Here is a 19,472-nt window from a genome sequence, read left to right on the forward strand (position 1 = left end):
CGGGATCAGGCCGAAACGCGAGGGATGGTGTCATCGCTGCGCAAGGTGAAGATCTCGTAACCGGTTTCGGTCACCAGCAGGGTGTGTTCCCACTGTGCCGAGAGCTTGCGGTCCTTGGTGATCGCGGTCCAGCCGTCGCCCAGTACCTTGGTGTCGGCGCGGCCCTGGTTGATCATCGGCTCGATGGTGAAGGTCATGCCAGCCTTGAGTTCCATGCCGGTGCCAGCGCGGCCGTAATGCAGGATCTGCGGCTCCTCGTGGAACACCTTGCCGATACCATGGCCGCAGAATTCGCGAACCACCGAGAAGCCGTTCTTTTCCGCGTGCTTCTGGATGATTTCGCCGATGTCGCCCAGGCGGCAGCCGGGTTTGACGATCTCGATCGCCTTGTACATGCATTCCTGGGTCACCTGGGACAGGCGCTCGGCCCAGACCGGTACGTTGCCGACGTGGAACATCCGGCTGGTATCACCGTGGAAACCGTCCTTGATGACGGTGACGTCGATGTTCAGGGTGTCGCCATCTTTGAGCGGCTTGTCGTTTGGAATGCCATGGCAGACCACATGGTTGATCGACGTGCAGATCGACTTTGGATAGCCCTTGTAATTGAGCGGGGCCGGGATGGCTTTCTGCTCATTGACGATGTAGTCGTGGCAGATCTGGTTCAGTTGATCGGTGGTAACGCCCGGCTTGACGTATTCGGCAATCATTTCCAGCACATCGGCGGCCAGTTTGCCGGCGATACGCATTTTGGCGATATCCTCGGGGGTTTTGAGGGTGACGGTCATACAGGCTCTCTCTGCGCCAGGCGGCGCTTTCTAAACGGAAAGGGCAGCGCGCGATCGAACTTCGCAGCCCTGAAAAATACGATTCTACCAGACGATCAGCGCAAATCTGCGGCTGTGTGCATCGCTTCTCTCTATAGAATGGTGCATTCTTGGCGGATTCCAAGGGGTGGAACAAAACGCTCGCCAGGATTTCAGAATCCGGGTTCCGTTTTGCCCTGTCTTGTGATATAAAATGCGCCGCTTTCCGGGGATGTCCCGGGAAGCCTAAATCCACACACGTGTCGACACGATGACCTGGGTGCCTTCAGCTGATGCTGCTGGTTGGTCATTGGGATACGTGGAGGCCAAACCCGACTTATTAAGGAACTATCATGTCCCAAGTCAACATGCGCGATATGCTGAAGGCCGGTGTGCACTTCGGTCACCAGACCCGTTACTGGAACCCGAAAATGGGCAAGTACATTTTCGGTGCGCGTAACAAGATCCACATCATCAACCTTGAAAAAACCCTGCCAATGTTCAACGAAGCTCTGACTTTCGTAGAGCGTCTGGCCCAGGGCAAAAACAAGATTCTGTTCGTCGGCACCAAGCGTTCCGCTGGCAAGATCGTTGCTGAAGAAGCAGCACGTTGCGGTTCGCCGTACGTCGATCACCGCTGGTTGGGCGGCATGCTGACCAACTTCAAGACCATCCGTGCTTCCATCAAGCGTCTGCGTGACCTTGAAGTACAAGCCGAAGACGGTACTTTCGCCAAGCTGACCAAGAAAGAAGCGCTGATGCGCACTCGTGACCTGGAAAAGCTGGATCGTTCCCTGGGTGGTATCAAGGACATGGGCGGTCTGCCAGACGCTCTGTTCGTTATCGACGTTGATCACGAGCGCATCGCGATCACCGAAGCCAACAAGCTGGGCATCCCGGTTATTGGCGTAGTCGATACCAACAGCAGCCCGGAAGGCGTTGACTACATCATCCCAGGCAACGATGACGCAATCCGCGCTATCCAGCTGTACATGGGTTCGATGGCTGACGCTGTCATCCGCGGTCGCAACAATGTTGCCGGCGGCACCGAAGTTTTCGTTGAAGAAGCTCCGGTAGCAGCAGCTGAGTAATTGACGCCTTGGCGTTGACTCAGTAAGCAAAAAGGGGGCTTGGCCCCCTTTTTGCCACCTCGAAAACCATTTGTCGGCGCCCACTGCTCTATCTGTAACGTGCGGCAGCTAACAAGGGTGGTTCGGGAAGAATTGATCGCCCGTTCGATCGGGTGGAATGGTTGAAAACCTATCCAAGAGGATTTTGAAATGGCAGAGATTACTGCAGCGTTGGTCAAAGAACTGCGCGAGCGTACTGGCGAAGGCATGATGGACTGCAAAAAGGCCTTGACCAAGGCTGGCGGCGACATCGAGAAAGCCATTGATGACATGCGTGCTTCGGGCGCCATCAAGGCTGCCAAGAAAGCTGGCAACGTTGCCGCTGAAGGCGCTATCGCCATCAAGGCTGACGACAAGGCAGCCGTGCTGCTGGAAGTTAACTCGCAGACCGACTTCCTGGCCCTGCAAGACGACTTCAAGAACTTCGTTTCTGCCTGCGTAGAAAAAGCCTTCGACGAAAAACTGACCGACGCAGCTCCGCTGATCGCCGCTCAGGAATCGGCTCGTGAAGCTCTGGTCGCCAAAGTAGGCGAGAACGTCAACATTCGTCGCCTGGTACGCGTAGAGGGCGACGTTGTCGGCACCTACCTGCACGGTAACAAGATCGGTGTTGCTGTTGTTCTCAAGGGCGGCGATGTTCAGCTGGCCAAAGAGATCGCCATGCACGTGGCGGCAAGCAACCCTGAGTTCCTGCTGCCATCGCAGGTTTCGCCAGAAGCCATCGAGCGCGAGAAGGGCGTTTTCCTGACCCTGAACGAAGACAAGATGAAAGGCAAGCCAGCTGAAATCGTCGAGAAGATGATTGCCGGCCGTATCACCAAGTTCCTGGCTGAAGCCAGCCTGGTAGAGCAAGCTTTCGTGATGAACCCGGAAGTCACCGTTGGTGCCCTGGCCAAGAAAGCCGGCGCTGAAATCGTTTCCTTCACTTACTTCAAAGTAGGCGAAGGCATCGAGAAGCCAGTGGACAACTTCGCAGAAGAAGTTGCTGCCCAGCTGGCTGCCGCCAAGCAATAAGACGGTTTTTTAACTGTCGCCCAGAAGAGGCTGCCCGCTCACGCGCGCAGCCTCTTTTCAGATGGGGTATCAATTTTTATTTGGTTTCCCTTTGGAACTGGCTTACAAAGCCGTGTTCCGATGGCGCTGAAGCAGTGCCAAGCTAGAGTGAGCGTCAGCTGTAAACAGCTCGCAAAGAATTTTTTTTAAAATACGCCGCAGGAGAGATTCGCAATGGCTCAGCAGGGCAGTGGTTATCAGGCTCGCTATAAACGCATTCTACTCAAGCTTAGCGGCGAGGCCCTGATGGGCTCGGAAGAGTTCGGGATCGATCCGAAAGTTCTGGATCGCATGGCATTGGAAGTTGGCCAACTGGTCGGCATCGGCGTTCAGGTTGGCCTGGTTATCGGTGGTGGCAACCTGTTCCGCGGTGAAGCGCTGAGCAAGGCTGGCATGGACCGGGTCACCGGCGACCACATGGGCATGCTGGCCACTGTGATGAACGCCCTGGCCATGCGCGACGCCCTTGAGCGCGCCAACATCTCGGCCATCGTGATGTCCGCTATTTCCATGGTTGGCGTGACCGATCACTACGATCGTCGCAAGGCCATGCGTCACCTGAACTCCAAGGACGTGGTGATTTTCGCGGCCGGTACCGGCAACCCGTTCTTTACGACGGATTCGGCAGCCTGCCTGCGTGCAATCGAAATCGATGCCGATGTCGTGCTCAAGGCGACCAAAGTCGATGGTGTCTACACCGCTGACCCGTTCAAAGACCCGCATGCCGAGAAGTTCGATCATCTGACTTATGATGAAGTGCTGGATCGCAAGCTGGGTGTGATGGATCTGACGGCCATTTGCCTGTGCCGCGACCACAAGATGCCACTACGCGTATTTAACATGAACAAGCCCGGCGCCCTGCTGAATATCGTACATGGCGGCGCGGAAGGGACCCTGATCGAGGAAGGCGCACAATGATCAACGAAATCAAGAAAGACGCTCAAGAGCGCATGCAGAAGTCCGTGGAGTCGCTCGCGCACAACTTCGGCCGTATTCGTACCGGCCAGGCGCACCCGAGCATCCTGGAAGGTGTGATGGTGCCGTACTACGGCTCCGACACCCCGATCAAGCAAGTGGCCAACATCACCGTCAAGGACGCCCGTACCCTGCAAGTCGTTGCTTTCGAGCGCAACATGCTGGGTGCCGTCGACAAGGCGATCGGTAGCGCAGGTTTGAACCTGAACCCGACCAACCTCGGCGAGCTTCTGCTGATCTCCATGCCTGCCCTGACCGAAGAAACCCGTAAGGGCTTCACCAAGCAGGCTCGTGACGTTGCAGAGGATGCCCGTGTTGCCGTGCGCAACATTCGTCGTGATGCCAACAGTCAGCTCAAGGATCTGGTCAAGGAAAAAGAGATCAGTGAAGACGAAGAGCGTCGTGCGACTGGCGAGATCGACGACCTGACCAAAAAATTCGTGGCTAAAATCGACGCGGACCTGGCGCAGAAAGAAAAAGACCTGATGGCCGTATAAAGGGTTGTGTTTTCATGGAAAAGACTAAGCAGACAGCACCGTCCGCGGTGCCGCGCCATGTCGCGATTATCATGGATGGTAACAATCGCTGGGCGAAGAAGCGCTTTATGCCTGGTGTCGCCGGGCATAAAGCGGGCGTGGATGCGGTACGTGCAGTCATTGAAGTCTGCGCCGAGGCCAAGGTCGAGGTGCTGACCCTGTTCGCCTTCTCCAGTGAGAACTGGCAGCGTCCTGCCGATGAGGTCAGCGCTTTGATGGACCTGTTCTTCAGGGCGCTGCGTCGTGAGGCCAAACGCCTCAACGACAACAACATCAGCCTGCGCATCATTGGTGACCGCTCGCGTTTTCATCCTGAGCTGCAGGCTGCCATGCGTGAAGCCGAGGCCATGACGGTTGGTGCCAATCGTTTTGTTCTGCAGATCGCCGCCAATTACGGCGGTCAGTGGGATATCGCGCAAGCTGCGCAACGACTGGCGCGAGAAGTTCAGGCCGGGCACTTGCGTCCGGAAGACATCACGCCTGATCTGCTGCAGACCTGCCTGGTCACGGGCGATCTGCCGTTGCCGGACCTGTGCATCCGCACCGGTGGCGAGCACCGCATCAGCAACTTCCTGCTCTGGCAACTGGCCTATGCCGAGTTGTATTTCTCCGACCTGTTCTGGCCGGACTTCAAACACGACGCCATGCGCAATGCGCTGGCCGATTTCGCTTCCCGCCAGCGCCGCTTCGGTAAAACGAGCGAGCAGGTCGAGGCTGGGGCCCGGGTTTAATGCTTAAACAACGAATCATCACCGCACTGATCCTGTTGCCGATTGCCTTGTGCGGATTTTTCCTGCTTGAAGGTTCCGGTTTTGCACTGTTCATCGGGCTGGTCGTGACCCTTGGTGCCTGGGAATGGGCGCGTCTGGCGGGTTTTGCCGCTCAAGCGTACCGCGTCGGCTATGCCGCTGTGGTCGCTTTGGTGCTGTTCCTCATGTACATCCTGCCCGGCCTTGCGCCTTGGGTGTTGGGCGCTTCAGTGCTGTGGTGGGCAGTGGCGACGTATCTGGTGCTGACCTATCCGCGCTCGAGCGAGCAATGGTCCAGTGCGGCGACCAAGTTGGTGATCGGTCTGTTGATTCTCCTGCCAGCCTGGCAAGGTCTGGTGCAGATCAAGCAATACCCGCTGGGTAACTGGCTGATCATGGCGGTGATGGTGTTGGTCTGGGGTGCCGATATTGGCGCCTACTTCTCCGGTCGCGCTTTCGGCAAACGCAAGCTCGCACCACAGGTCAGTCCGGGCAAAAGCTGGGAGGGCGTGTACGGTGGTCTGGCGCTGAGCCTGGTGATTACCACAATCGTTGGTCTGGTACGCGACTGGACGGTGGCCGAGCTGCTCAAAGGGTTGATCGGTGCCGCGCTGATCGTGTTCATTTCGGTGGTGGGCGATCTCACTGAAAGCATGTTCAAGCGTCAGTCCGGGATCAAGGACAGCAGTAATCTGCTTCCGGGTCACGGCGGCGTTCTGGATCGTATCGACAGCCTGACGGCAGCGATTCCGGTGTTTGCGGTGCTGCTGTGGATGGCTGCCCCATGAGCCGCCCGCAACAGATTACCGTTTTGGGGGCGACCGGCTCGATTGGCCTGAGCACGCTCGACGTCATCGCTCGTCACCCTGATCGGTATCAGGTCTTTGCCTTGACTGGCTTCACCCGCTTGAGTGAATTGCTGGCGCTCTGCGTGCGCCATGTCCCACGATTTGCCGTGGTGCCTGAGGTCGCAGCTGCCCGCACCCTGCAAGATGATTTGCGCGCGGCGGGTCTCTCGACCCGTGTTCTGGTGGGTGAGGAAGGTTTGTGTCAGGTCGCTTCCGATCCGGAAGTCGATACGGTCATGGCGGCCATCGTCGGTGCGGCGGGTTTGCGCCCGACACTGGCGGCGGTGGAGACCGGCAAGAAGATACTGCTGGCCAATAAAGAAGCGCTGGTCATGTCCGGCGCGCTGTTCATGCAGGCCGTGCGCAAGAGCGGTTCGGTGTTGCTGCCGATCGATAGCGAGCACAACGCCATTTTCCAGTGCATGCCGCTCGATTATGCCCGTGGCCTTGAGGCGGTTGGCGTGCGTCGGATTCTGCTGACGGCTTCCGGCGGTCCGTTCCGACAGACGCCCATGGCTGAGCTGGCGCATGTTTCTCCCGATCAGGCGTGTGCTCATCCGAATTGGTCCATGGGGCGAAAAATCTCCGTTGACTCGGCCAGCATGATGAACAAGGGGCTTGAGTTGATCGAAGCCTGCTGGCTGTTCGATGCCAAGCCTTCGCAGGTCGAGGTGGTGATTCACCCGCAAAGTGTGATCCATTCGCTGGTCGACTACGTCGATGGTTCTGTTCTGGCACAGCTGGGTAATCCGGATATGCGCACGCCCATCGCCAATGCCCTGGCCTGGCCGGAGCGGATTGACTCGGGCGTGGCGCCGCTGGACCTGTTTGCCATTGCGCGGCTGGACTTCCAGGCGCCCGATGAAAAACGTTTCCCGTGCCTGCGTCTGGCTCGTCAGGCGGCCGAAGCGGGTAACAGCGCGCCAGCCATGCTCAATGCGGCGAACGAAGTGGCTGTAGCGGCATTTCTCGACGAACGGGTTCGTTACCCGGAAATCGCGAGTATCATCGAGGAAGTACTGAATCTGGAGCCCGTAGTGGCAGTGGATGATCTCGATGCGGTGTTCACGGCAGACGCGAAGGCCCGATTGCTGGCCGGACAATGGTTGAGCCGTCACGGGCGGTAAATGCTGCGGATAGTTGGCCCAGGCAGCAGCGGATAGGAATGCGGAGAAAGTAGATGAGCGCGCTCTATATGATTGTCGGCACCCTGGTCGCTCTGGGTGTGCTGGTTACCTTCCACGAGTTCGGCCATTTTTGGGTCGCGCGTCGCTGTGGGGTCAAAGTGCTGCGTTTCTCCGTAGGCTTCGGCATGCCTTTGCTGCGTTGGCACGACAAGCAGGGCACCGAATTTGTCGTCGCCGCCATCCCGTTGGGCGGCTACGTCAAGATGCTCGACGAGCGCGAAGGTGAAGTACCGCTCGATCAGCTTGATCAATCCTTCAATCGTAAATCCGTTCGTCAGCGCATTGCCATCGTAGCGGCGGGGCCGATTGCCAACTTCCTGCTGGCATTGGCGTTCTTCTGGGTATTGGCAATGCTCGGCAGCGAGCAGGTGCGTCCGGTCATCGGCGCTGTCGAGTCCGGGAGTATTGCGGCCAAGGCAGGTTTGAGCCCCGGCCAGGAAATCGTGGCCATTGATGGTGAGGCGACTTCCGGCTGGGCTGCGGTGAACCTGCAGCTGGTGCGTCGCCTGGGCGAAAGCGGTTCGTTGCAGATAGTGGTGCGCGAACAGGGTTCCACGGCCGACTCTCCTCGTGAACTTGTGCTGGACAAGTGGCTCAAAGGGGCTGACGAGCCCGACCCTATCCATTCGTTGGGGATTCGTCCGTGGCGTCCGGCATTGCCGCCTGTCCTGGCCGAACTCGATCCAAAGGGGCCGGCCAAGGCTGCCGGCCTGAAGACCGGTGACCGGTTGCTCGCGCTCGATGGTCGTACGCTCGATGACTGGCAGCAGGTTGTCGATACCGTCCGTATGCATCCTGATACCAAAATCATGCTGCGGGTTGAGCGCGACGGTGCTCAGATCGACGTCCCGGTAACACTTGCCGCTCGTGGCGAGAGCAAGTCACCCAGCGGTTATTTGGGGGCAGGGGTGAAAGCGATCGACTGGCCGCCGGAGATGATCCGCGAGGTCAGCTACGGGCCATTGGCAGCAATTGGCGAGGGGGCTCGACGCACCTGGACCATGAGCGTGTTGACCCTCGATTCACTGAAGAAAATGTTGTTCGGCGAGCTCTCGGTAAAAAACTTGAGTGGACCGATAACCATTGCTAAAGTGGCGGGCGCTTCGGCCCAGTCGGGTGTTGCTGATTTCCTGAATTTCCTTGCTTATCTGAGTATTAGCTTGGGCGTTCTGAATTTGTTGCCCATTCCGGTACTGGATGGGGGGCATTTGTTGTTTTATCTGATCGAGTGGGTGCGTGGTCGTCCCTTGTCAGATCGGGTGCAAGGTTGGGGGATACAGATCGGTATCAGTTTGGTGATCGGGGTGATGTTGCTTGCTCTGGTTAATGATCTGGGTCGACTGTAACGCTTCGCTGAATTGCGAATCTGCCGCATTTTGCGGCAGTTTGTTTATTGCCAGTTGGAATAAGAAAGGACTTCATGAAACGTCTGCTGCTAACTGCGGTTCTCACCGTATTGATGATCGCCGAAGTTCACGCCGAGTCCTTCACTATCTCTGATATTCGCGTCAATGGCCTCCAGCGGGTCTCCGCGGGTAGCGTCTTTGGTGCTTTGCCGTTGAACGTCGGTGAACAGGCGGATGATCGTCGCCTGGTGGAATCCACTCGTGCGTTGTTCAAAACCGGTTTCTTTCAAGATATCCAGCTGGGCCGCGATGGCAACGTCCTGGTCATCACGGTAGTCGAGCGCCCGTCGGTCGCCAGTATCGAGATCGAAGGCAACAAGGCGATCTCTACCGAAGACCTGATGAAAGGCCTCAAGCAATCCGGTCTGGCCGAAGGCGAGATCTTCCAGCGTGCCACCCTCGAAGGTGTGCGTAACGAGCTGCAACGTCAGTACGTCGCCCAGGGTCGCTACTCGGCTACCGTCGACACCGAAGTGGTGCCGCAGCCGCGTAACCGCGTCGGCCTGAAGGTCAACATCAACGAAGGCACCGTTGCGGCTATCCAGCACATCAACGTGGTGGGCAACACGGTCTTCCCTGACGAAGACCTGATCGACCTGTTCGAACTCAAGACCACCAACTGGTTGTCGTTCTTCAAGAACGACGACAAGTACGCCCGTGAAAAGCTGTCCGGTGACCTGGAGCGCCTGCGTTCCTACTATCTGGACCGTGGCTACATCAACATGGATATCGCTTCGACTCAGGTCTCCATTACGCCAGACAAGAAACACGTCTACATCACCGTCAACGTCAACGAAGGCGAGAAGTACACCGTTCGTGACGTCAAGCTCAGCGGTGACCTGAAAGTCCCTGAAGACCAGATCAAGTCCCTGTTGCTGGTGCAAAAAGGCCAGGTGTTCTCGCGCAAGCTGATGACCACCACCTCCGAACTGATCACCCGTCGCCTGGGTAACGAGGGTTACACCTTCGCCAACGTCAACGGTGTGCCTCAACCGCACGACGAAGATCACACCGTAGACATCCTGTTCGCGGTCGATCCGGGCAAGCGTGCCTACGTGAACCGCATCAACTTCCGTGGCAACACCAAGTCCGAAGACGAAGTGCTGCGTCGTGAAATGCGTCAGATGGAAGGCGGCTGGGCTTCCACTTACCTGATCGACCAATCCAAGACCCGTCTTGAACGTCTGGGCTTCTTCAAGGAAGTCAACGTTGAGACCCCGGCCGTGCCGGGTGTCGATGACCAGGTGGACGTCAACTACAGCGTTGAAGAACAAGCCTCCGGTTCGATTACCGCCAGCGTCGGTTTCGCCCAGAGCGCCGGTCTGATCCTCGGTGGTTCGATCACCCAGAACAACTTCCTGGGTACCGGTAACAAGGTCAGCGTCGGCTTGACCAAAAGCGAATACCAGACCCGCTATAACTTCGGCTTTGTCGACCCCTACTGGACCGCCGACGGCGTGAGCCTGGGTTACAACGCGTTCTACCGCACGACTGACTATGACGAGCTCGATACTGACATCGCCAGCTACGCCGTAGACAGCCTGGGTGCAGGCGTGAGCGTTGGCTACCCGATCAGCGAGACTTCGCGTCTGACCTTTGGCCTGACGGCTCAGCAGGACGAGATCAAGACAGGTGTGTACACCGTTGACGAGATCTTCGACTTCGTTAACAAGGAAGGCGACAAGTACCTGAACTTCAAGGCTTCGGCCGGTTGGTCCGAGTCCACCCTGAACAAGGGTGTGCTCGCTACCCGTGGTCATTCCCAGAGCCTGGTGCTGGAATCCACGATTCCAGGCAGCGACCTGTCGTTCTTCAAGCTCGACTACCGTGGCCAGTTGTTCCAGCCATTGAGCGAGAACTACACCATGCGCCTGCACACCGAGCTGGGTTATGGCGATGGCTACGGGTCGACGGATGGCTTGCCATTCTATGAAAACTACTATGCTGGTGGTTTCAACTCGGTTCGTGGCTTCAAGGACAGCACTCTGGGGCCTCGCAGTACACCAAGTACCGGCAAGAACCCTGGTACAGCGGTCGATCCGGACCAGGATCCGCTGCCGTTCGGTGGTAACGTCCTGATCCAGGGTGGTGTGGAGGTTCTGTTCCCGCTGCCGTTCATCAAGGATCAACGCTCCCTGCGGACCTCGGTATTCTGGGATGTGGGTAACGTGTTCGATTCATCTTGCTCGGATACCACAAACGCGGATGGCTCGAAGTCCAACACCAAGTGCAACGATATCAGTCTGAGCAACATGGCCAGTTCCGTCGGTGTGGGTGTGACCTGGGTCACCGCACTGGGTCCTCTGAGTTTCGCCCTGGCCATGCCAGTCAAGAAACCGGATGACGCTGAAACTCAAGTGTTCCAATTCTCTCTCGGCCAGACGTTCTAAGCGTCTGACCCAGATAACGACAATGAATTTTGTAGGGGTGCATCGTGCGTAAGTTGACTCAATTGGTTCTCCTGGCCAGCGTACTGGTCGCTGGTCCGGCGTTCGCCGACATGAAAATTGCTGTTCTGAACTATCAGATGGCTCTGCTGGAGTCCGACGCGGCCAAGAAATACGCCGTGGATGCCGAGAAGAAGTTCGGTCCTCAGCTGACCAAGCTCAAGACGCTGGAAAGCAGCGCCAAGGGCATTCAGGACCGCCTGATGGCCGGTGGCGACAAAATGCAGCAGGGCGAGCGCGAGCGTCTGGAGCTTGAATTCAAGCAAAAGGCCCGTGACTTCCAGTTCCAGTCCAAGGAACTGAACGAAGCCAAAGCCGTTGCCGACCGTGAAATGCTGAAGCAGCTCAAGCCGAAACTGGACAGCGCTGTGGAAGAAGTCATCAAGAAAGGTGCTTTTGACCTGGTCTTCGAGCGTGGCGCAGTGATTGATGTCAAGCCTCAGTACGACATCACTCGCCAGGTTATCGAGCGCATGAATCAGCTGAAGTAACTATGACCGCGACTATAAAGCTCGGCCAATTGGCCGAGTTCCTCGGCGCCACGCTACGTGGCGACCCGGAGAAAGAAATTACTGGGCTAGCCACTTTGCAAGAGGCTGGCCCAGCTCAGTTGAGCTTTCTCGCAAACCCTCAATACCGTAAGTACCTGGCAGATAGCCAGGCCGCAGCTCTGTTACTGAAGGCTGCTGATGCCGAAGGTTTTGCCGGTAATGCGCTGATGGTGCCTGATCCGTATCTGGCCTACGCGCGTGTTTCCCACCTGTTCGATCCAAAGCCGAAAGCGGCTGCCGGCATTCACCCGACAGCCGTTGTGGCCGAGGACGCGGTGGTTGACCCGGCTGCGAGTATTGGTGCCTTTGCGGTGATCGAAAGCGCGGCACGTATTGCTGCGGGTGTGACCATCGGTGCGCATTGCTTCATCGGTGCCCGTTGCGAAATTGGCGAAGGCGGCTGGCTGGCCCCGCGGGTCACGCTGTACCACGACGTGCGCATCGGCAAGCGTGTGGTCATTCAGTCAGGTGCCGTGCTTGGTGGCGAAGGTTTCGGTTTTGCCAATGAGAAAGGTGTCTGGCAGAAAATTGCCCAGATCGGTGGTGTGTTGGTCGGTGACGATGTAGAGATTGGCGTGAATACCGCTATCGACCGCGGCGCATTGGCCGATACCGTTCTCGGTAATGGTGTGAAGCTCGACAACCAGATCCAGATCGCCCACAACGTTCAGGTCGGTGATCACACCGCCATGGCCGCCTGCGTCGGGATCTCCGGCAGCACCAAAATCGGCAAGCATTGCATGCTCGCTGGCGGTGTAGGGCTGGTGGGGCATATCGAAATTTGCGACAACGTTTTCATCACCGGAATGACCATGGTGACCCACTCGATTACCGAAAAGGGTTCCTATTCTTCCGGAACGGCAATGCAGCCAGCAGCCGAATGGCGCAAAAGCGCGGCTCGCATCCGTCAGCTCGATGACATCGCGCGGCGCCTGCGACAGCTGGAAAAGCGTGTAGGGGAAGTGACCCCTGACGGTAATGCTTCATCAGATGGCTGATACCATTTCCATATCAAGTGTGCACAGCCGTTAGACGGCCTGCTTGATTTGCTAGAGGGGCGTGTGTCAGTCGTGCGCTCCCAATCTTTACATAGGCTTCCCCCCGAAATGATGGACATCAACGAGATTCGCGAATACCTGCCTCACCGTTACCCGTTCCTGCTGGTGGACCGGGTAGTGGAGCTGGATGTTGAAGGCAAGCGCATTCGCGCCTACAAGAATGTCAGCATCAACGAACCGTTCTTCAATGGTCACTTCCCTGCGCATCCAATCATGCCGGGCGTATTGATCATCGAGGCAATGGCTCAGGCTGCCGGGATCCTTGGTTTCAAAATGCTTGACGTGAAACCGGCTGACGGCACGCTCTATTACTTCGTCGGGTCCGACAAGCTGCGCTTCCGCCAGCCGGTTTTGCCGGGCGATCAGCTGATCCTTGAGGCCAAGTTCATCAGCTGCAAGCGTCAGATCTGGAAGTTCGAGTGCCAGGCTTCGGTCGATGGCAAGCCTGTCTGCTCGGCTGAAATCATCTGTGCGGAACGCAAGCTATGAGTTTGATTGACCCTCGTGCAATCATCGATCCGGCAGCCGTTCTGGCTGACGGCGTCGAAGTCGGCCCGTGGTCGATCGTCGGCGCAGGTGTGGAAATCGGCGAGGGGACAATCATCGGGCCACACGTGATTCTCAAGGGCCCGACCCGAATCGGTAAGCACAATCGCATCTACCAGTTTTCCTCGGTGGGCGAAGACACACCCGACCTGAAGTACAAGGGCGAGGAAACCCGCCTGGTGATCGGTGACCACAACGTCATCCGTGAAGGTGTGACGATTCACCGTGGCACCATCCAGGACCGCTCGGAAACGACCCTGGGCGACCACAACCTGATCATGGCCTATGCCCACATAGGCCACGACAGCGTTATCGGCAACCATTGCATCCTGGTGAACAACACCGCACTGGCGGGCCATGTGCATGTGGAAGACTGGGCGATCCTTTCCGGTTTTACCCTGGTTCACCAGTATTGCCACATTGGCGCCCACAGCTTTTCAGGTATGGGTACAGCGATCGGCAAGGATGTTCCTGCGTATGTCACGGTGTTCGGCAACCCAGCCGAAGCCCGGAGCATGAACTTCGAGGGCATGCGCCGTCGGGGCTTCAGCGAAGATGCGATCCACGCGCTGCGTCGTGCCTACAAGGTGGTGTACCGCCAGGGCCTGACCGTGGAGCAGGCGCTCGCCGAACTGGCGGAGCCATCTGCGCAGTTCCCGGAAGTAGCGGTGTTCCGTGACTCCATCCAGTCTTCGACCCGCGGCATCACCCGCTAACCATGGCCAATCTGCGTATTGCGCTGGTAGCGGGTGAGGCTTCCGGTGACATTCTGGGTGCGGGTCTCATGCGCGCGCTCAAGACTCGCCACCCGGCGGTCGAGTTCATCGGTGTCGGTGGTCCGTTGATGCAGGCTGAAGGCCTGACCTCGTATTTCCCGATGGAGCGTCTGTCCGTCATGGGCCTGGTGGAAGTGCTGGGCCGATTGCGCGAGTTGCTGGCTCGGCGCAAGAAGCTGGTCGCCGACCTGATCGACGCGAAACCCGATGTATTCATCGGTATCGACGCGCCGGACTTCAACCTCAATATCGAACTCAAGCTGCGCCAGGCCGGGATCAAGACGGTGCATTACGTCAGCCCGTCGGTTTGGGCCTGGCGTCAGAAACGCGTGCTGAAGATTCGCGAAGGCTGCGACCTGATGCTCACGCTGTTCCCGTTCGAAGCCAGATTCTACGAAGAGAAAGGCGTGCCGGTGCGTTTCGTCGGCCATACCCTGGCCGATGCCATTCCACTGCAGGCCGATCGCGCTGCTGCGCGGGCCGAACTCGGTTTGCCTGACGGGCCGCTGGTGGCGTTGATGCCAGGCAGCCGTGGCGGTGAAGTTGGCCGGCTCGGTTCATTGTTTCTCGATACGGCGCAGCGCCTGCGGGCATTGCGCCCGGGGGTGCGGTTTGTCATGCCGTGCGCCAGTGCGCAACGTCGCGCACAGCTCGAAGAACTGTTGGCCGGTCGCGATCTGCCGCTGACCCTGCTCGACGGGCAATCTCATCTGGCCCTGGCAGCGTGCGATGCGGTGTTGATCGCCTCCGGTACCGCGACGCTTGAAGCGCTGCTGTACAAGCGACCGATGGTGGTCGCCTATCGCCTGGCGCCGCTGACGTTCTGGATTCTCAAGCGCATGGTGAAAAGCCCCTACATTTCGTTGCCGAACCTGTTGGCCCAACGTCTGTTGGTGCCCGAGTTGTTGCAGGACGATGCCACGGTCGAAGCGCTGGCCCAGACCTTGTCGCCACTGATCGAGGATGGGGAAGAGCAGACCCGCGGTTTTGACGAGATTCACCGGACCCTGCGTCTGGATGCCTCCAACCAGGCTGCGGACGCAGTGCTGAACCTGATCGGCCAAGTAAAATGAGTAAAACGAATATGCAGATGGGGCTGGATTTCACCTTGGTCGCTGAAATCGAAGAGTTGGTTGCCGGTGTCGATGAGGTGGGTCGCGGTCCGCTCTGTGGTGCGGTGGTGACAGCGGCGGTGATCCTCGATCCGAACCGTCCGATCCTCGGCCTGAATGACTCGAAGAAACTCACCGAAGCCCGTCGCGAAAAGCTCTACGACGAAATCTGCGAAAAAGCCCTGAGCTGGTGCATCGCTCGCGCCGAAGTCGAAGAAATCGACGAACTGAATATCCTGCACGCCACCATGTTGGCCATGCAGCGCGCGGTCGCCGGGCTGCACGTTCAGCCGAAGCTGGCGATGATCGACGGTAATCGTTGCCCGAAACTGCCGATGCGCTCCGAAGCCGTGGTCAAGGGCGATAGCAAGGTTCCAGCCATCGCCGCCGCATCGATTCTGGCCAAGGTCAGCCGTGATCGTGAAATGGCCGCGTTCGAATTGATCTACCCGGGTTACGGCATCGGCGGGCACAAAGGCTACCCGACGCCTGTTCATCTGGAAGCGCTTGCACGGCTTGGGCCGACCCCGATTCATCGGCGTTCGTTTGCCCCGGTGCGGCTGGCGTATGAGGCGCTAGAGAGCGCCGTAGAGAGTTAGTCGCAAGGCTGATTTTTTTTACCAAGGCCCGGTACAATCCGGGCCTTGTTGTCTTCATGTTTATAGACAGGATCACTATGCCGGCTTCATTCGTTCACCTACGCCTGCACACTGAATACTCTCTGGTCGACGGTCTGGTGCGGATCAAACCGCTGGTCAAGACCCTGGTGGGCATGAACATGCCTGCCGTGGCGGTCACCGACCAGAACAACATGTGTTCCCTGGTCAAATTCTATAAAAACGCCATGGGTGCCGGGATCAAGCCGATCTGCGGCGCCGACCTGTGGCTGTCGAACAAGGATCCGGACAACCCCCTGAGCCGGATCAGCCTGCTGGTGATGAACGCCGAAGGCTATCGCAACCTCACCGAACTGATTTCCCGCGGCTTTATCGATGGTCAGCGCAACGGCGCGATCATCATCGAGCGCGAATGGGTCGCTGAAGCCAACTCGGGCTTGATCATGCTGTCGGCGGCCAAAGAAGGCGAGATCGGCCAGGCCATGCTCAGCGGCAACCCCGCCGAGGCCGAAACCCTGGCCCGCGAATGGATGGACGTGTTTCCGGATCGTTTCTATCTGGAAATCCAGCGCACCAACCGCCCCAACGATGAAGAACAACTGCACGGTGCCGTGGCCCTGGCCGAGAAGCTCGGTGCGCCGCTGGTGGCGACCAACGACGTGCGCTTCATCAAGCAGGAAGACTTCGCTGCCCACGAAACCCGCGTTTGCATCGGTGAGGGCCGCGCCCTCGACGATCCGCGGCGTTCGAAGAATTACAGCGATCAGCAGTATCTCAAAAGCGCCGAGGAAATGGCCGAGCTGTTCAGCGACATTCCCGAAGCGCTGGAAAACACCGTCGAGATCGCCAAGCGCTGCAACATTGAAGTGAAGCTGGGCACGCACTTCCTGCCCAACTTCCCGATCCCCGATGGCATGACCATCGACGAGTACTTCCGCAAGGTGTCCTTCGACGGTCTGGAAGAGCGCCTTGCCGTTCTGCTGCCCAAGGACACCACCGAAGACTACGAGGCCAAGCGCCAGGTCTATGTCGACCGGCTGAATTTCGAGCTGGATATCATCATCCAGATGGGGTTCCCCGGTTACTTCCTGATCGTGATGGACTTTATCCAGTGGGCCAAGAACAACGGCGTACCGGTGGGTCCTGGCCGTGGATCGGGTGCCGGGTCGCTGGTGGCCTATGTGCAGAAGATCACCGACCTCGACCCGCTGGAATATGACCTGCTGTTCGAACGATTCCTCAACCCGGAACGGGTATCCATGCCCGACTTCGACGTCGACTTCTGCATGGACGGTCGCGACCGGGTAATCGACTACGTAGCCGAGAAGTACGGCCGCAACGCCGTGAGCCAGATCATCACCTTCGGTTCCATGGCGGCAAAGGCGGTGGTCCGCGACGTGGCGCGGGTGCAGGGCAAGTCCTATGGCCTGGCGGATCGTCTGTCGAAGATGATTCCGTTCGAAGTCGGCATGACCCTGGAAAAGGCCTATGAGCAGGAAGAGATCCTGCGCGATTTCATCAAGGTCGATGAAGAGGCCGCAGAAATCTGGGAGATGGCCCGCAAGCTCGAAGGCGTTGTGCGTAACGTCGGCAAGCACGCCGGTGGTGTGGTAATCGCCCCGACCAAGCTGACCGACTTCTCGCCGATCTATTGCGACGAAGCCGGTGATGGCCTGGTAACCCAGTTCGACAAGGATGACGTCGAGGCGGCCGGCCTGGTGAAGTTCGACTTCCTCGGCCTGCGGACCCTGACGATCATCGACTGGGCGCTGAAAACGATCAACCGCGACCGTGCCAAGGTCAACGAACCGCCGCTGGATATCGCGTTCATCCCGCTGGATGACAAACCGACCTACACCTTGCTGCAAAAAGCCGAAACCACGGCGGTGTTCCAGCTTGAATCCCGGGGCATGAAGGAGCTGATCAAAAAGCTCAAGCCCGACTGCCTGGAAGACTTGATCGCACTGGTGGCACTGTTCCGTCCGGGCCCGCTGCAATCGGGCATGGTGGACGACTTCATCAACCGTAAGCACGGTCGCGCCGAGCTGGCGTATCCGCACTCGGACTACCAGTACGAAGGCCTCAAGCCGGTACTGGCACCGACTTACGGCATCATCCTGTACCAGGAACAGGTGATGCAGATTGCCCAGGTCATGGCCGGTTACACCCTCGGTGGTGCGGACATGCTGCGTCGAGCCATGGGTAAGAAAAAACCCGAGGAAATGGCCAAGCAGCGCGGTGGCTTCATTGAAGGTTGCGCCACCAACAATATCGACGCGGACCTCGCCGGTAACATTTTCGACCTGGTGGAAAAATTCGCCGGTTACGGCTTCAACAAATCCCACTCCGCCGCCTATGGCCTGGTGTCGTACCAGACCGCATGGCTGAAGGCGCACTACCCGGCGCCGTTCATGGCCGCGGTACTCTCTGCGGATATGCACAACACCGACAAGGTCGTGACCTTGATCGAAGAAGTGCGGACGATGAAGCTGCGTCTCGACGCGCCGGACGTGAACACGTCCGAGTTCAAGTTCACGGTGAACGACGAAGGCCGGATCATTTACGGCCTGGGCGCCATCAAGGGCGTGGGTGAAGGTCCGGTCGAGGCAATCACCGAAGCGCGTCTGGCCGGTCCGTTCAAGGATCTGTTCGATTTCTGCGCACGGGTCGACCTCAAGCGCATCAACAAGCGCACCCTCGACGGTTTGATCCGCAGCGGCGCCCTGGATCGCCTCGGGCCGTATTTCCACGACGAGCAGAAAGCCTACCAGGCCAACATCGACCGCAATCGCGCGGTGCTGCTGACGGCCATGGAAGAGGCGATCAAGGCGGCCGAACAGACCGCGCGCACCCAGGACAGCGGTCACTCCGACCTGTTTGGCGGTCTGTTTGTCGAAGAAGACGCCGACGTCTACGCCAATCACCGCAAGGCCAAGGAACTGACCCTCAAGGAGCGCCTGAAGGGGGAGAAAGATACCCTCGGCCTGTACCTGACCGGTCACCCGATCGACGAGTACGAAGGTGAAATCCGTCGCTTCGCCCGCCAGCGCATCATCGACCTGAAACCGGCGCGTGATACCCAGACCGTTGCCGGGATGATCATCGCCTTGCGGGTGATGAAGAACAAAAAGGGCGACAAGATGGGGTTCATCACCCTCGACGACCGCTCCGGACGAATCGAGGCCTCGCTGTTTTCCGAGGCGTTCCATTCCGCGCAATCGTTGTTGCAGACCGACGCGATGGTGGTGGTCGAAGGCGAGGTCAGCAACGACGACTTCTCCGGTGGCCTGAAATTGCGGGTCAAGCGGGTGATGAGCATGGAGGATGCGCGCACCAATCTGGCCGAAAGCCTGCGCCTGAAGTTGCATACCAAGGACCTCAAGGGCGATCAGCTACGCTGGCTGGGTGAACTGTTGAAGCGTCACCGCGGCGCGTGCCCGATCACCTTGGACTACACCAGCCCCGATGCGAAGGCCTTGTTGCAGTTCGGCGAAGGCTGGCGAATCGATCCGGCGGATGCGTTGATTCAAGCCCTGCGTGACCAGTTCGGGCGAGACAACGTCTTCCTCCAATACCGTTGACGGTCAGTGCTATCAGATTGCCCTGACCTTGACCTGAATTTTTAATCTCGACCTCAACGCGCCTGTCCCTTAAGGTAGGGCGCGAATAGACAAC

The 19,472-nt window shown here is 58.3% G+C and carries 17 protein-coding genes; 16 read left to right on the forward strand and 1 reads right to left on the reverse strand.

The features are described from left to right. Positions 1–5 precede the first annotated feature (5 nt). Positions 6–788 (reverse strand): type I methionyl aminopeptidase, encoded by a 783-nt coding sequence (gene map / locus PspS34_RS05515; RefSeq protein WP_057716174.1) that lies wholly within the window; start codon positions 786–788, stop codon positions 6–8. A 371-nt stretch (positions 789–1,159) separates the two neighbouring features. Between map and rpsB the strand changes: the two genes are divergently transcribed. The 16 genes from rpsB to dnaE all read left to right on the forward strand — a co-directional run bounded on the left by rpsB (position 1,160) and on the right by dnaE (position 19,378). After that, positions 1,160–1,897 carry a 30S ribosomal protein S2 gene (rpsB, locus tag PspS34_RS05520; protein WP_007978390.1) on the forward strand — a complete coding sequence of 246 codons (738 nt, stop codon included), beginning with the start codon at positions 1,160–1,162 and terminating at the stop codon, positions 1,895–1,897. A 189-nt stretch (positions 1,898–2,086) separates the two neighbouring features. Further along, positions 2,087–2,950 carry a translation elongation factor Ts gene (gene tsf / locus PspS34_RS05525; protein WP_150812903.1) on the forward strand — a complete coding sequence of 288 codons (864 nt, stop codon included), beginning with the start codon at positions 2,087–2,089 and terminating at the stop codon, positions 2,948–2,950. A gap of 213 nt (positions 2,951–3,163) precedes the next feature. Continuing rightward, positions 3,164–3,907, forward strand: a complete 744-nt coding sequence (gene pyrH / locus PspS34_RS05530) for a UMP kinase (RefSeq protein ID WP_056720982.1) — start codon at positions 3,164–3,166, stop codon at positions 3,905–3,907. After that, on the forward strand, positions 3,904–4,461 hold the full coding sequence (gene frr / locus PspS34_RS05535; protein WP_008000041.1) for a ribosome recycling factor: 558 nt from the start codon (positions 3,904–3,906) through the stop codon (positions 4,459–4,461). Before pyrH ends, frr begins: the two co-directional genes overlap by 4 nt. A 14-nt stretch (positions 4,462–4,475) precedes the next feature. Further along, a complete protein-coding gene (gene uppS, locus PspS34_RS05540) occupies positions 4,476–5,231 on the forward strand; it encodes a polyprenyl diphosphate synthase (protein ID WP_150812904.1) in 756 nt (251 codons plus the stop codon). Next, complete coding sequence (locus PspS34_RS05545) at positions 5,231–6,037, forward strand: phosphatidate cytidylyltransferase (protein WP_057716172.1); 807 nt, start codon at positions 5,231–5,233, stop codon at positions 6,035–6,037. The genes uppS and PspS34_RS05545 overlap by 1 nt, the downstream gene beginning before the upstream one ends. Further along, the gene (gene ispC, locus PspS34_RS05550; protein ID WP_150812905.1) at positions 6,034–7,224 is read left to right on the forward strand and encodes a 1-deoxy-D-xylulose-5-phosphate reductoisomerase; all 1,191 of its coding nucleotides are present in this window, start codon (positions 6,034–6,036) and stop codon (positions 7,222–7,224) included. Before PspS34_RS05545 ends, ispC begins: the two co-directional genes overlap by 4 nt. A gap of 53 nt (positions 7,225–7,277) precedes the next feature. After that, on the forward strand, positions 7,278–8,630 hold the full coding sequence (gene rseP / locus PspS34_RS05555) for a sigma E protease regulator RseP (protein ID WP_150812906.1): 1,353 nt from the start codon (positions 7,278–7,280) through the stop codon (positions 8,628–8,630). Positions 8,631–8,704: 74 nt separating this feature from the next. Further along, positions 8,705–11,080 (forward strand): outer membrane protein assembly factor BamA, encoded by a 2,376-nt coding sequence (gene bamA, locus PspS34_RS05560; RefSeq protein WP_057716169.1) that lies wholly within the window; start codon positions 8,705–8,707, stop codon positions 11,078–11,080. A gap of 44 nt (positions 11,081–11,124) precedes the next feature. Continuing rightward, entirely contained in the window at positions 11,125–11,628 is a 504-nt protein-coding gene (locus PspS34_RS05565; RefSeq protein ID WP_007990260.1) for an OmpH family outer membrane protein, read from the forward strand. 2 nt (positions 11,629–11,630) lie between these two features. Then, positions 11,631–12,686 carry a UDP-3-O-(3-hydroxymyristoyl)glucosamine N-acyltransferase gene (lpxD, locus tag PspS34_RS05570; protein ID WP_090453388.1) on the forward strand — a complete coding sequence of 352 codons (1,056 nt, stop codon included), beginning with the start codon at positions 11,631–11,633 and terminating at the stop codon, positions 12,684–12,686. 108 nt (positions 12,687–12,794) lie between these two features. Continuing rightward, complete coding sequence (gene fabZ, locus PspS34_RS05575; RefSeq protein WP_007978374.1) at positions 12,795–13,235, forward strand: 3-hydroxyacyl-ACP dehydratase FabZ; 441 nt, start codon at positions 12,795–12,797, stop codon at positions 13,233–13,235. Further along, positions 13,232–14,008 (forward strand): acyl-ACP--UDP-N-acetylglucosamine O-acyltransferase, encoded by a 777-nt coding sequence (lpxA, locus tag PspS34_RS05580; RefSeq protein WP_150812908.1) that lies wholly within the window; start codon positions 13,232–13,234, stop codon positions 14,006–14,008. The genes fabZ and lpxA overlap by 4 nt, the downstream gene beginning before the upstream one ends. 2 nt (positions 14,009–14,010) lie before the next feature. After that, the gene (gene lpxB / locus PspS34_RS05585) at positions 14,011–15,141 is read left to right on the forward strand and encodes a lipid-A-disaccharide synthase (protein ID WP_150812909.1); all 1,131 of its coding nucleotides are present in this window, start codon (positions 14,011–14,013) and stop codon (positions 15,139–15,141) included. 11 nt (positions 15,142–15,152) lie between these two features. Continuing rightward, positions 15,153–15,779: a ribonuclease HII gene (gene rnhB, locus PspS34_RS05590; protein ID WP_150812975.1), complete on the forward strand. Its 627-nt coding sequence runs from the start codon at positions 15,153–15,155 to the stop codon at positions 15,777–15,779. A gap of 77 nt (positions 15,780–15,856) precedes the next feature. Beyond that, on the forward strand, positions 15,857–19,378 hold the full coding sequence (dnaE, locus tag PspS34_RS05595) for a DNA polymerase III subunit alpha (protein ID WP_057716164.1): 3,522 nt from the start codon (positions 15,857–15,859) through the stop codon (positions 19,376–19,378). Positions 19,379–19,472: the final 94 nt, after the last annotated feature.

Origin of the sequence: Pseudomonas sp. S34 (genome assembly GCF_009866745.1) — a bacterium.
GTDB classification, from domain to species: domain Bacteria; phylum Pseudomonadota; class Gammaproteobacteria; order Pseudomonadales; family Pseudomonadaceae; genus Aquipseudomonas; species Aquipseudomonas jessenii.